This is a genomic window from Aminiphilus sp. (assembly GCF_029975095.1).
Lineage (GTDB): Bacteria > Synergistota > Synergistia > Synergistales > Aminiphilaceae > Aminiphilus.
Map to the genome: position 1 here is coordinate 1 of NZ_JARKPW010000124.1, position 13,494 is coordinate 13,494.

Below are 13,494 nucleotides of genomic sequence, written 5' to 3' on the forward strand. Positions count from 1 at the left end.
CGCGGCGGCCTGACCGCTTCCGGAGGGGATGAAGAAATTCAAGAGATTCTGCACCACCAGCATTCCCACCGCGGCAAGACTGTGGGAGAGATCGGCCACCACGCCCGAGGCCCAGTAGATGACCGTATGAATGATCTTCCCCTCCGTCATGACCAATGTCAGAGATCGGGCGACCCCCACGACGAGGGCCCCCAAGGCCACCCGTCCCACCGCCTCGACGAAAAGTTCGGCGATGCGGTTCAGAGAGTAGCCGTTGATCAAACCCACCACCACCATCATGACGATGAAGAGCGCCGCCAGCTCGTCCAGGTACCATCCCCACTGGGTAGTTCCCACCACGACGAACAGAACGGTGAGAACGAGGCAGAGCGCGCTCAACTGATGCCGTCCCGTGAAGGGATGGTCGCGGATGAGCGTCTCGTTCACACCCTCGCCCATGGGGAAGTGCACACCTTTGACGACGCTCAGGTCCGGATTGCTTTTCACTCTTGCGGCATAGCGCATCACATAGAAAATGGAAAGAAGCTGAAAGGCAAGAAAGATCACGATCCGGAACTGCCATCCCGAACCAAAGGGGAGTTCGGCGATTTTCTGGGCCACTCCGATGGTGAAGGGATTCAGCGTCGCCGCGGCAAAGCCGGTGGCGACGCCGACGACGACCACGGCGCCACCGACGAGCCCGTCATAGCCCAGGGCGAGGAAGATGCCCATGAAGGCGGGGATCAAACCGTAGACCTCCTCGAAAATACCCACGGTGGAACCGAGAACGCCGAAGAGGAACATGAAGGAGGGAATAATGAGAGCGCCCACGCCCTTGAAATGACGCAACAGGGCACCCACGGCACCGAAGAGCGTGCCTGATTCGACGAGGACATTGACGAAACCGTAGGCGAAGAAGATGAAGAAAATGATGTCCGAGGCGTCGATCATGCCCTGCTGAATGCTCATCACCATCTGGAAAAGCCCCACCGGCGAGGGATCCACGGAATGGTACGATCCGGGAACAATGAGCGTCCTCTCCGTGACGGGATCCTCGTAGGTCTCGAACTCCCCCGCGGGGATAATGTGGGTGAGCGCCGTGAGCAGCACAAGAACACCCACCAGAAGCACGTAGACATGGAGATTCTGGAAGAAGGGTTTGCGCGCTTTCCTTTCAAGGACACCCGTCGATTCCTTGCCTTTGTTGCTCATCTACCTTCACTCTCCTTGTCTCGATAGGTACGAAAATCTGCGCGGATGCGCTCCCGCACTGTCGCATCCGTGAGAACACGATACCCACACGTCGCAAGAGCCTGGGCGGCGTCGAGAAGCGACGCGTGTGCCGCCGGCGAGGTCATGGCCTGGGCGAACTCCCGGGAGTGAATAATGAGTTGCTCCGGCACGGTGGCCATCTCGGGGTGCAGCGTAGGGCACCGGTAGCTCACGTTGCCCACGTCGCTGGAGCCCGACGCTTCCTCCGGAAGCGAGCAAGGATAGCCCAACTCTTCGAGGATCTCCGTCATGAGCTCTTCCGCTGCAGGATTGCGGACCATGTCGTCCATGGCTTTTTCGTAGGTGCGCCAGGATACGGTGGTCCCCGTGGCGAGAGCGGCGCCGCGGGCGCAATTCCACACCTGTTCGAGCAGAGCGTCGAGCGCTTTTCTCCGGGGAGCGCGGAAGTAGAAGCGTGCCTCCGCGACCTCCGGAACGATGTTCGGCGCCGCTCCTCCGGAAACGACGATGCCGTGCATGCGGATTTCGGGCCGCAGATGCTGCCGGAGCATGTCCAGGGCGTGAAAGAAAAGCTGCACACCGTTGAGGGCGTTTTTTCCCTCCCAGGGGGATGCCGCAGCATGGGCGGATTTCCCCTGAAAGCGAAACTCCACCCCCTCCATGGCCAGACACTTGCAGACAACCTGCGTCCGTGCCGATTCGGCGTGGATCATCATCGCCAGGTCCACATCGTCGAAGAGTCCCGCCTCCGCCATGCCGATCTTTGCGCCGTCGGTCTCCTCCGCAGGCGTTCCCACCACCCGCACAGATCCGGGAAGCTCGGGGAAGAGAGATACCAATGCCGCTCCGGCAAGGGCGGATGCGGCGCCGCTCCAATTGTGCCCGCAGCCGTGGCCGATCTCGGGAAGTGCATCGTACTCGACGAGAAAAACCACGCGAGGCGACGGGGCGGACCCCGCTTCGGCACAGAAGGCCGTCGCATATCCTCCGTAGGAAGAAGTTACGGTAAATCCATGTTCCCGCAGAATCCTCCCCCACAAGCGGCTCGCTTCGTGTTCCTGGTGCCCCAGTTCCGGATGCGCGGCGATCCAGTCACTTGCGGCGAGAAAAGGAGCATGTCTCGTGCGGATAAAGTCGATGAGCCTTTGCATTCGTTCTTCCATGACACAGCATTCCTCCTCTCTTTACGAATGTCTTTTTTCGTTAAAAAACTTGTGGCATTTTCTGTACGTTACACAGAAGCCGTCTTTCAGTCAATGTGCCAGGATGTCGTGATTTTCCCCCCGAAAACTCATCAGAAAGGACAAACGCATACAAAGTGCACTTTACGTCGGTCTTTGGAAGCTGGAGAGAGCTTTTTCGGCAACGCCGACTCATAGCAGCGCCTGATACGGGCACTATGCGTCGAAACCCACGAGGCGTGGTTGGAGTCCAGCCGCTACCTCAACATGGACCTGTTGAGCGAACACAAAAAGGCACTCCTGGAAAAGTGTGGCTCATCGCCGCAGACGGCCGCCAAACACCATGAAAACCTTTTTGCACAACTTGACGCACACAACTCCGCAGATGGCCGCCGAACACCATGAAAACCTTTTTGCACAACTTGACCGCACATAACTTTTCTTCAGAGATTCCTTGACGTCACACAACACAACACAACACAACACAACGCATCCAACGGGGAAGATGTACCTGGAAAAAGCGGGAGCCCCGGCAACACGCGACGCTTTGTCATGACGGCCGGAACAGGCACGTCGAAAGAGACAGACGGATGAGAGAAAGCTCGAAGAATGAGGGGGGATAAATTTTGCGTGTTCAAAATGAAGCGCCCTGCAACGTCTCCTGCAAAGAGATGTCATAGGGCGCTTTTGTTTTGAAGCCGATCTCGTCGTGGCCTTCGGACGGGTTTCACAAAACGGACGGAAACAAGGGGGCGTCTTCCAGAAAAGAGACGACACACCCTGGTTTTTCGCGATCAGGACACGACTTTCACGTAGGTGAGCAGGTCATCCCCGGAGCGGTAGAAATCGGCGATCCTCCCCACAAGGGAGAATCCACAGCGTTCATAGAAGACACGCTGCCCCGCATACTCCTCTTTGCCGGAGGTCTCCACCCGGACGATGCCTCGCCCCGTCAAAGCCCGGAGCGCATCCTCCATGGCCGCCACGAGACGACATCCCACGCCGGTACAGTGCAAGGCGGGGTCCACGACAATCCAGTAGAGATCGTAGGCAAATGCAGTCATGGGTGTCCTTCCGTAGATCAGGAAACCGGCAGGACGATCCTGCTCGCGGAGTGTGCAGAGCCGGTAGGCCGTCTCATCCTGAGCGTCCCCGTCACCCCGAAGAGTATCCCGCAACACTTCCTCCAGGACCTCAAGTTCCTGGGGTGTAAAGGCTCCAGTCCGGGCAGCCATCTCCAGCAGAACATCGATCTCTTCGTTCACGCTCTTCCCTCCTTGGAGCACTCTTTCCGGCAAGACGGACAAGACGCGACACCACTTCCGGGTAGGAATACCCCCGAAAAGCACCCTGACGGGCGAGGCCGCTTTCCGGACTGAGATCCGGATTCGGATTCACTTCAAGCACATGGAGTCTCCCATCCCGCTCACGGAGATCCACCCGAAAATATCCCCGACAGCCGAGCACCCTCCCCGCCTTTGCCGCAATGGAGTGAATGCGCTTCCGAAGCGAGGGGGGAATTCCTTCCTCGACGCGGACTTCGATTGCATACGAGGGATTCTCCGGATCCCACTTGGAGGCATAGTTGAGAAAAGGAGGCACATCCCCGTACCCTTCGTAGTCGATGACCGAAACACCGAGCAGCTCGTAGCGGACATTGCCGAGAAATCCCACGTTGAATTCCCTTCCGGGAAGAAATTCCTCCACGAGAACTCCTCCGGGAAAAGAGGCGAGCATGCACGACAGCACGTCCACGAGCTGTTCCGGTGTTCGGACGAGGGCATCGTCACCGATTCCCACGCTGCCGTCCTCGCAGCAGGGTTTGCAGAAAAGGGGATACTTCAGGGAGGGCATGGCACCGTTCCAGTCGTTCCGGACACAAAAACCGGGAGCGACGGGAAGGCCTGCCTTTCGGAGGCGCTCCTTCGCCTCCGCCTTGTCAAGGCAGCGAGCAAGCGTTTCCGAGGGATTGCCCGTGAAGGCAAGTCCCAGTTCCTCAAGAACGGTGCAAAAACGAATCTCCGCAGCGGAATCGGTACTGAAGCCCTCGAAGAGATTGAAGACGCACTTCGGACGGAGCGAGAGCAGTTCCGCCCGGAGTGACGTGCACCCTTCCTCCGTGAGATGTTCCGGGGTGACATCGAAGAGCCGAACCTCGTGCCCCGCCTCTTGAAGGGCCGCCGCCACGGATTCGCGGCACCGAAGCGAATCCAGCACGTCTTCCCGCTCGGTCGCCTCCCGGCCGGTAACCACCACCACGGGACTGCCGCTCCGAGAAACACGCCTCATGACGCCACCCGGAGACGCAAAGGTTCGAGAAGACCACACCGGCGAAGCGCGGTGTCGAAAAGGCCTCGAATGATGTCGTCATAGGCGACGCCGTTCACCCGGCAGGAAATGGGGAAATCACTGTAACCGGGGCGAAGACCCGGAAGGGGGTTCACGTCGATGATACGAGGCACGCCTTGCACATCGGTACGGAAGTCGATCCGCGCCAGATCACGAAGCTCCAAAACCTCGAAGGCCCGAACAGCCCTGCTTTCGAGAAAGGCTGTCACGGAAGGCTCAAGCGCGCTCCGTCCTTCGTAGACCATGTGGTCCATCCAGTCGGGATCCCGCTTGTTCTCGAGGGAATAGAGAAAATTCTCCCGATATCTGTCGGAGCGAATACGCATGAGCCCGACCGCCTCGGGGGGATTTCCCAGAAGGGAGACCGTGTATTCGTCTCCCGGAAGATATTCCTCCACGAGAGCAGCCTGGGCGTAACGCTCCCAGATGCGGGAGACGAGAAAGGGCAGTCGTTCCGCATCGGTGGTCGTGGAATCGGCGAAAACGCCCTTGGAGGACCCCTCCCAGCGGGGTTTCACGATCACCTTTCCGTGCCGTTTCAGGAGCATTTCCGCCTCCGCAAGCTCTCCTCCGGGGGAAATCATGCATCCCTCGGGAACCGGCAGATGTCCCGCCGCGAGAACGGTGCGCGTGAGATGCTTGTCGAGGGTCAGCGCCAGTGCCACGGGATCGGATCCGGTGAAGGGAATGTCAAGGCTCTCCAGAATGCAGGGAACCTGGGATTCCCTGCCGCGTCCGCCGCCTCGCCCTTCGGCGATGTTCAACACGAAATCCGGGCGGACCCGGCTGAGTGTTTCGAGGAAATGCTCGTCCTGCTCAAGGCGCAGGGGAGAAAAACCGATCTTGCGGATTTCCGTCTCCAGAGAGGAGATGGTTTCAATGGAATCGTACTCTTCGTACCGGTCATCTCCGTCTTCGGTCCATTGCCGGAGATTGTAGGTGATGCCCACGGTAAGTACAGGTTGCGGCTCTTCCGCTTTGGGAATGCCCTCGTTCATTATAGGTGTCGCCCCCTCGGGTCATTGATCGGGCTCCCGTTTTCGGGAGGATGAGAAATAACGCAACAGCAACGCTCTCCGCAAGTGAATTCTGCAGTGCATGTAACCCCTCCTCGCCCTTCCTCCTCGCCTCCATCAGTGAAGATATGCTGTCCTCGTCACCTCGCTGCCGAAACGAACAACGCCCTTCCTCGACAGTTTCGGACGTACTGCATACGGTCCATTTCTCGACTGTCGGAGAAGGGCGATTCGGCCCACTGACTCTGGCGGTCTCCCGCGCATACACCTTTGCAGGCAGACCTCGGAACATATGGGGGGAACTGTCATCGTCTCCTGGCACAAAGGGCGGGAAAACTCCCTTCTGACGCGGATTGTAGCAGAAAAGCGAAAGAACGCAACGGGGAAATCGACTGGAACGACAGGCTTTCTTCAATGGTGGAGAAAGCCTGTCGCCATCCGGAAAAACAAAGCCCCGAAAGCCTGAGGCTTCCGGGGCACGAAGGTGAAACGAAACCTTTTTTCTTTCCCTACGACGACACAACGCGGCAAAATTCAAGGAACCTCTGAATAAGGCTGTGTCAGCCCCGTAGGGCGCCTTGCAGATCCTGATGCAACCCGAGTCAAGGGGAAGCGAAAGGTCTTTATTCAGAGCTTCCTCAATTCGCGGCGGAACGTTCCGAGAGGGAGGACTCCCGCGGAGTGGACACGGCGCAGAGAACACCCAGCTCGTTCCGGAGGAACACGATCTTCTGCCACAGGTCTTCCACGATACGGACATCCAGGGGGCGCTCGGAGAGCGTCACTTTAAGGGCTTGTTCGGCCTGCCGAAGTTCAAGCGCCCTCTCTCTGGCAAAACGGGCTTCGGCAGACCAGTCCGCCATAAGCGACAACGATTCGTCCGCGGTCTGCACGGAGCTGACGGCGTAAATCCCCCGGGCAAACGCAGCAGAGGTCTGAAAGAGAGGTTTCGTCCTTCCCTCTCCGGCTTTTGAGGATTTTTCGCCGCCTTTTCTCTCCTCGGAGAAGTCGACGGAGAACTCCTTCCCCGCGGGAATGCCCTTGAGAACCATATCGAGACCGGCCGCAAGAAAATGGCCACCTCCGGTCAACAGAACCAACGCCATTGCGCCAAGCAGGAACGGCCGCATCATGAACGAAAACCTCCTCCGGGCGAGCGTGGGGCGCCTCGATTTGTTCCGTTCCAGTATATCCGCCGCATCGCGCTCCCGCATCCTCCGGAAGAACCAGCGCCGCCTCCGTAAAAATACGGAAGCGGCGCTGTGGGGAGAAGGAAGCGATCCTCCTCCGGAGGGTCGGGCCGAAATGGAAAGCGGCAGCGGAACACTTTCCGTCAATGCCCTCCCTCAAGCTTGCGCAACAGGCTCCTCGGCGTTTCCGGAGCGACGAAGAGGGTAAAGACTCCCGCGTTCGTGCCCACGGGAACGCGCACGATCTCCAGATCCCCACCGACTCCGACGTTTTGTTCCGTGAAGGGAGGGAGCAAGTCCATCTCCACGCCCTCGTGGGAGCAATTCACGGCAAAGAGACCGTTCACGAGATTCAGGAACTCGGCGATGGATGCCTGGGCGAACGCGTCGAAACGCTCCATTTTCTCTCCGGCGAAACGAGCCGCAAGGGGAAGAAACACGTCCTCCTTTGCCGCAACAGCCGAGAAAAAGGGAACTTTCCCCTTGAACAGTTGTATGGTCACATGGGGAAAATCTCCATAGGTATCCGCCGTCTCCGGCACGAGAGAAGCTCCCGCATCGAGAAAGCGAATCACGTTCCGGAGAAAAAGAGAGATGTACTTCACGAAAAACTGCTGTTTCAGAACGTTCCGCCCCCGGAAGAGAATCCACACCAGCGCTTCCACGTCACCCCTCCGGATCGCCTCGAACTGCTTTTCGTCGATGGCATTCTTCTCCCGGTAATCCCTGAGGATGGCTTCGAAACGTCCCCAGGAAAAAAGCCCTTCTTCGACGAGACTCTGCCCGAGAAGCAGATCCTCTTTGGACTGGGTGTGCAGAAGCTCCTGGAGCTGCGCGTCCGTCAGATACCCCTTCTCCACGGCGAGATCCCCGAAACGAAGATCCCGCGTCTTCTGCAGCTCGTGAACCTCCTCGACCTGCGCAGCAGCCATGTAGCCCGCGTTGATGGCAAGGGTTCCGATCTTCACCTTGGCGGAAGCGGCCCGGTCGAGCACCCTTCGGAACTGCTCGGGTGTGACAAGATGCTCTTCGAGAAGGTACTCTCCCAGAAGTCGGCTAAGCATGGTCTCCCTCCTCCAGAATGCGGCGCACGATGTTAGCGATGCGTGCATCCGTGCTCGGCTTTTGGACGAAATCGAAGGCACCTGCATCGATGGCCCGCTTCAGGTTTTGGGACGTGCCCACCGAGGATGCCATGACGACCCGCGCACCCGGATCAATCTCACGAATCTCCTCCAGCGCGACAATGCCGTCCTTGACGGGCATGACGATATCCATGAAGACCAGATCCGGCTTGTTCTCCCGGTAGAGTTCCACCGCCGTGGCGCCATCCTCCGCCTCGAGAATGACCATTTCTGCGAGAGCAAGCAGTTGATTCCTCAGTTTTTTTCGCACCAACATCGAATCGTCGCACACGAGTACGGTGAGCTTCTCCTTCACATCCATGCACCTCCAGATCATCGCAGGCAGACAGCCCCTCGCCGAAAAGCGCGGTAACAGGATCGCCGAACGGGAGAAACAACGGAGCGCCGCCGGAATGATACGGCAACTCACTGCAAAGCAACAACAACCCCCCAAGGCGATCCGGGGGAACTCCCTTGCATTCTACGCTATTCGCCGCAGGACGTCACGCCGCTTTTTATGTTGTTCTCTCGTGCACGTTTTGATCCTTTCGTTTTTCGGAATATTGTTGTGGAAGAGACGTTTTTGGCGTATCATGAGGGTGCATCTCTCCGGGAGGAGAGGTGTCTCTTTGTGATGATCGAATTTCCCCGCCTTTTTCGTTCGGGCAGGAGCGAAGGAGGCGGGAAAGAAACACCGGAGGTCGGATACACGAGCATTCTCCGTGTCAGGCGACGCTCCCGAAGGGGGCGCCGAGAGGGTTTTCACATTTCAGGATTTTTCAGGGAAGCGGCTCCTTCCTCAAACGCAACCGACACGAGCGCTTCCACCCCACCGCCGTTTTCCCGAAAGATCCTACGAACGTCTTAAGGAGGTCTCGCAATGGCACGACCCAATGTAACGCTCGACGGCAACGAAGCGGCGGCATATGTAGCGCACCTCACCAACGAGGTCATCGCCATCTATCCCATCACACCCTCGTCTCCAATGGGCGAATGGGCCGACGAATGGTCCTCGAAAAACATGACCAACATCTGGAACACCGTTCCCCAGGTGACGGAGATGCAAAGCGAAGGCGGAGCCGCCGGTGCAGTGCACGGCGCACTCCAGGCGGGAGCACTCACCACCACCTTCACCGCCTCCCAGGGGCTCCTCCTCATGATCCCCAACCTCTTCAAAATAGCGGGAGAACTCACACCCACGGTCTTCCACGTCTCGGCCCGCACCGTGGCGACTCATGCACTGTCCATCTTCGGCGACCACAGTGACGTCATGGCCGCCCGCAGCACCGGATTCGCCCTGCTCGCTTCCAACTCCGTCCAGGAAATCATGGACACGGCCCTCATCGCCCAGGCGGCGACCCTTGAGGCGCGAGTTCCCTTCATCCACTTCTTCGACGGCTTCCGAACCTCTCACGAGGTGCAGAAGGTGGAACAGCTCACCCGGGAAGACGTGCGCGCCCTCATCGACGACGAACTCGTGGCGGCCCATCGGGAGCGGGCACTCAATCCGGAGCATCCGGTCATCCGAGGCACCGCCCAGAACCCGGACGTCTTCTTCCAGGCCAGGGAGGCATGCAATCCCTTCTACGCCGACTGTCCCCGGATCGTCCAGAAGGCCATGGACGCTTTCGCCAAAGTCGTCGGCCGTCAGTACCACCTCTTCGACTACGTGGGTGCCCCCGACGCGGAGCGTGTGGTGATCGTCATGGGCTCCGGCGCGGAGACCACCCAGGAAACCGTGGACTACCTCGTCGCCTCGGGTGAGAAGGTGGGCATGATCAAGGTGCGCCTCTACCGCCCCTTCTCGGCGGAGCATTTCCTCGCGGCTCTTCCCGCGACGGTGAAGCACATCGCCGTCCTCGACCGCACCAAGGAACCCGGTGCGGAAGGGGAACCGCTCTTCCTCGACGTCGCGACGGTCATCAAGGACTCCAGGCCTGCCGTCTCCGTCATCGGCGGCCGGTACGGCCTCTCCTCCAAGGAATTCACCCCCGCCATGGTGAAGGCCGTCTTCGACGAGCTGGCGAAAGCGACGCCCAAGAAGCACTTCACGGTGGGCATCGAGGACGACGTGACGCACCTGAGCCTTCCCGTGGACACCTCCTTCTCCACGGAAAATCCCAAGACGAAGTGCTGTCTCTTCTACGGCCTCGGCTCCGACGGCACCGTGGGCGCCAACAAGAACTCCATCAAGATCATCGGCGAGGACACGGACAACTTCGCCCAGGGGTACTTCGTCTACGACTCCAAGAAGTCCGGAGGCATCACCATCTCCCACCTCCGCTTCGGCCCCGAGCCGATCCATGCGCCCTATCTGATCACCCGGGCGGACTTTTTGGCCTGCCACCAGTTCTCCTTCCTCGAACGGTACGACATGCTGAAAAACCTTAAGCCCGGAGGAGTCTTCCTGCTGAACAGCATCTACGGCCCCGACGAGGTGTGGAACCATCTGCCGCAAAAGGTGCAGCGGCAGATCCTGGAGAAGAAGGTCCGTTTCTACGTCATCAACGGCTATGAGGTGGCGGAGAAGACCGGCATGGGCGGGCGCATCAACACCATCATGCAGACCTGTTTCTTCGCCATCAGCGGCGTGCTCTCCAAGGACGAGGCCATCGCCGCCATCAAGAAGGCCATCGAGAAGACCTACGGCAAACGGGGCGAGGCGGTGGTGCGGCAGAACTTCGCCGCCGTAGACGCAGCCTTGGCACACCTCTACGAGGTGAAGACCGATGGACTTTCCGTCTCCTCCGCGTTCGACATGCGCCCTGCGGTTCCTGCGGAGGCGCCGGATTTCGTGAAGAACGTCCTGGGTCCCATCATCGCCAACGAGGGCGACGATCTTCCCGTAAGCGCCATGCCCGTCGACGGCACCTTCCCTGCCGCCACGACCCAGTGGGAGAAACGGAACATCGCCCTGGAGATCCCCGTCTGGGATCCCGAGGTCTGCATTCAGTGCGGCAAGTGCGTCGTCATGTGCCCCCATGCAGTGATCCGGTCCAAGGTCTACGATCCGGCGCTCCTCGACAAGGCTCCGGCGACCTTCAAGTCCGTAAACGCCAACTGGAAGAGCTTCCCCGGACAGAAATTCACCGTCCAGGTGGCTCCCGAGGACTGCACGGGCTGCGGTCTCTGCGTGCAGAACTGCCCCGCCAAGAACAAGGCGAACCCGGAGCGGAAGGCCATCAACATGTCGCCGCAGCCGCCTCTTCGGGAGCAGGAGCGGGAGAACTTCGCCTTCTTCCTCTCCATCCCCGACGTGGCCCGCAAGGACCTGAACCTCAACGTCGTCAAGGACGTGCAGCTCCTCCGGCCCCTCTTCGAGTTCTCCGGAGCCTGCGCCGGATGCGGCGAAACGCCCTACGTGAAGCTTCTCTCCGCCCTCTTCGGCGATCGGGCGCTCGTGGCGAACGCCACGGGATGCTCCTCCATCTACGGCGGCAATCTTCCCACAACCCCCTGGGCGGTGAACGCCGACGGACGCGGACCGGCCTGGGCGAATTCCCTCTTTGAGGACAACGCGGAGTTCGGCATGGGCATGCGCCTCGCCGTGGACAAGCAGAACGAGTTCGCCCGGGAGCTGCTTGCGAAGCTCGGAGGCACCGTGGGCGATGATCTCGTGAAGAACATCCTCGAGGCGGATCAGAGCACCGAGGAGGGCATCGCCACCCAGCGCGACCGTGTGGCGACTCTCAAGACCAAGCTCGCCGCGAGCACCGCGACGGAGGCGAAACTTCTGCTGCCCGTGGCGGACGCCCTCGTAAAGCGGAGCGTCTGGATCGTCGGCGGCGACGGATGGGCCTACGACATCGGTTACGGCGGGCTGGACCACGTGCTGGCCTCGGGCCGCAACGTGAACGTTCTCGTTCTGGACACCGAGGTCTACTCCAACACGGGAGGACAGATGTCCAAGTCCACGCCCATGGGCGCAGTGGCCAAGTTCGCCGCGGGAGGCAAGCAGGCCTTCAAGAAGGATCTGGCCATGATGGCCATGAGCTACGGCTCCGTCTACGTGGCGAGGGTCGCCTTCGGTGCCAACGACAATCATGTTGTGAAGGCCTTCCGTGAGGCCGAGTCCTACGAGGGAACCTCTCTCATCCTCGCCTACTCCCACTGCATCGCCCACGGCTTCGACCTGAAGACGGGCATGAGTCAGCAGAAAAAGGCCGTGGAATCCGGGCACTGGCCGCTCCTTCGGTACGATCCGCGCCTCGCCGAGGCGGGAAAGAATCCCCTCCAGCTGGACAGCAAGGAGCCCACGCTGCCTCTCAAGGACTATGTCTACGGAGAGACCCGTTACGCCATGCTCCATCGGGCGCACCCGGCGGAATCGGAGGCACTCATCGAGGCCGCCCAGAAGAACGTCCTCTCCCGGTGGAAGCTCTACAAGCACATGGCTTCCATGCCCGAAACGGAGGCGTAGGGGGGGCGATTCCTCCACTCCGCGACACCGTCGCTCTCCATGGACATTCCATGGGCATGAGGCGAGAGACATTTCCTTGAAATTCCGAAAAGCAAGCCACCCCCTGCGCTATAATGCAGGGGGTGGCTTGCCACTGAGCACATCTTCGAAAGGACGATGAGACGTCATGGCGAGGAAATCCCTTGCCTTTCCGTTCCTGACCGGTTTGATGCTTTTCTGTTTCGCTGCGACGGCCCTTGCCCAGACGGCATCGCTGCACCCGAAGACCGTGACGTCTCCGGGCATCACTCTTTCCTATCCGGACGTTCTGCTTCCCAAGAATGCCGGAGCGACAACCGCCATCAACGAGGAAATCCAGAAGCTTGTGGAGTACGTCCTCGTCGAATTCGGCAAGGAGGATCCCGCGGAATTCACGGGAGAACTCTCCTGGGAGGCGACACGGAACAGCAAGGGCCTGGTGAGCCTTCTCTTCACGCAATTCACCTATTTTCAGGGAGCCGCCCACCCCGGCACATGGCTCTACGCCCGCACCTTCTCGGAACAGAACGGTGCGCTCCTCACCCTGAAGGATCTTTTTCTTCCCGACAGCGATTGGGAAACGGCGCTGGACGAGCGCATGTCCTCCATGATCCGGCAGAAACAGGAAAAGGGAGAGATCACTGCAATGCTGGAGGATTTTCGGGGTGTGGGGGCCACGGCAGACCAGTTTTATCTCACCGACGACGCGCTGGTTCTTTTCTGGGAGGACGGAGACTACACTCCCCACTGCGACGGCACGCCGACCTTCTCCATTCCCTTGACCACACTGACGGAGCACCTGAAACCGGATCTGCTCCGCTGAGACATCCCCATTTCTCGCAAGGAGGCCAGCTATCAAAAGTCAAGAGGGATAGACGAGGTGAAGTAACCGGAAAGGAATTGAGGGATTTTTAGAAAGACGCAACTTGACAGCAGAATATAGCCCTGAAAGAGGGTATGCAAAACCAGCCGGTCCTGAAACGG

10 protein-coding genes are annotated in these 13,494 nt (G+C 59.6%); 2 read left to right on the top strand and 8 right to left on the bottom strand.

The genetic code is table 11. The annotated features are described in order from the left end of the window. The 8 genes from Q1K49_RS07520 to Q1K49_RS07555 all read right to left on the bottom strand — a co-directional run. Positions 1–1,191, bottom strand: a 1,191-nt coding sequence (locus Q1K49_RS07520; RefSeq protein WP_300524628.1) for a YfcC family protein, incomplete at its 3' end; no start/stop codon positions are given. Continuing rightward, entirely contained in the window at positions 1,188–2,375 is a 1,188-nt protein-coding gene (locus tag Q1K49_RS07525; RefSeq protein ID WP_300524631.1) for an amidohydrolase, read from the bottom strand. The genes Q1K49_RS07525 and Q1K49_RS07520, both read right to left, overlap by 4 nt. Positions 2,376–3,187: 812 nt before the next feature. Further along, positions 3,188–3,658, bottom strand: a complete 471-nt coding sequence (locus Q1K49_RS07530; protein ID WP_300524632.1) for a GNAT family N-acetyltransferase — start codon at positions 3,656–3,658, stop codon at positions 3,188–3,190. Next, the gene (locus Q1K49_RS07535; protein ID WP_300524634.1) at positions 3,588–4,682 is read right to left on the bottom strand and encodes a D-alanine--D-alanine ligase; all 1,095 of its coding nucleotides are present in this window, start codon (positions 4,680–4,682) and stop codon (positions 3,588–3,590) included. Before Q1K49_RS07535 ends, Q1K49_RS07530 begins: the two co-directional genes overlap by 71 nt. After that, complete coding sequence (locus Q1K49_RS07540) at positions 4,679–5,740, bottom strand: ATP-grasp domain-containing protein (RefSeq protein ID WP_300524637.1); 1,062 nt, start codon at positions 5,738–5,740, stop codon at positions 4,679–4,681. Before Q1K49_RS07540 ends, Q1K49_RS07535 begins: the two co-directional genes overlap by 4 nt. A gap of 656 nt (positions 5,741–6,396) precedes the next feature. Beyond that, the gene (locus tag Q1K49_RS07545) at positions 6,397–6,891 is read right to left on the bottom strand and encodes a hypothetical protein (protein WP_300524639.1); all 495 of its coding nucleotides are present in this window, start codon (positions 6,889–6,891) and stop codon (positions 6,397–6,399) included. A gap of 200 nt (positions 6,892–7,091) precedes the next feature. After that, a complete protein-coding gene (locus tag Q1K49_RS07550) occupies positions 7,092–8,012 on the bottom strand; it encodes a hypothetical protein (RefSeq protein ID WP_300524642.1) in 921 nt (306 codons plus the stop codon). Further along, positions 8,005–8,394, bottom strand: a complete 390-nt coding sequence (locus Q1K49_RS07555; protein ID WP_300524644.1) for a response regulator — start codon at positions 8,392–8,394, stop codon at positions 8,005–8,007. The genes Q1K49_RS07550 and Q1K49_RS07555 overlap by 8 nt, the downstream gene beginning before the upstream one ends. 558 nt (positions 8,395–8,952) lie before the next feature. On the opposite strand from Q1K49_RS07555, the gene nifJ reads away from it, so the two are divergent. Together nifJ and Q1K49_RS07565 are read left to right on the top strand one after the other, a co-directional pair. Continuing rightward, positions 8,953–12,492, top strand: coding sequence for a pyruvate:ferredoxin (flavodoxin) oxidoreductase (nifJ, locus tag Q1K49_RS07560; protein WP_300524646.1), 3,540 nt, complete (start codon positions 8,953–8,955; stop codon positions 12,490–12,492). A gap of 166 nt (positions 12,493–12,658) precedes the next feature. Next, complete coding sequence (locus Q1K49_RS07565) at positions 12,659–13,333, top strand: DUF3298 and DUF4163 domain-containing protein (protein ID WP_300524648.1); 675 nt, start codon at positions 12,659–12,661, stop codon at positions 13,331–13,333. The last annotated feature ends 161 nt before the right edge of the window (positions 13,334–13,494 follow it).

Bases quoted from the DNA above. Each gene is read 5' to 3' on its own strand.
- Q1K49_RS07555 (WP_300524644.1), bottom strand. From the start codon at position 8,394: ATGGATGTGAAGGAGAAGCTCACCGTACTCGTGTGCGACGATTCGATG.
- Q1K49_RS07550 (WP_300524642.1), bottom strand. From the start codon at position 8,012: ATGCTTAGCCGACTTCTGGGAGAGTACCTTCTCGAAGAGCATCTTGTC.
- Q1K49_RS07540 (WP_300524637.1), bottom strand. From the start codon at position 5,740: ATGAACGAGGGCATTCCCAAAGCGGAAGAGCCGCAACCTGTACTTACC.
- nifJ (WP_300524646.1), top strand. From the start codon at position 8,953: ATGGCACGACCCAATGTAACGCTCGACGGCAACGAAGCGGCGGCATAT.
- Q1K49_RS07525 (WP_300524631.1), bottom strand. From the start codon at position 2,375: ATGGAAGAACGAATGCAAAGGCTCATCGACTTTATCCGCACGAGACAT.
- Q1K49_RS07535 (WP_300524634.1), bottom strand. From the start codon at position 4,682: ATGAGGCGTGTTTCTCGGAGCGGCAGTCCCGTGGTGGTGGTTACCGGC.
- Q1K49_RS07545 (WP_300524639.1), bottom strand. From the start codon at position 6,891: ATGATGCGGCCGTTCCTGCTTGGCGCAATGGCGTTGGTTCTGTTGACC.
- Q1K49_RS07565 (WP_300524648.1), top strand. From the start codon at position 12,659: ATGGCGAGGAAATCCCTTGCCTTTCCGTTCCTGACCGGTTTGATGCTT.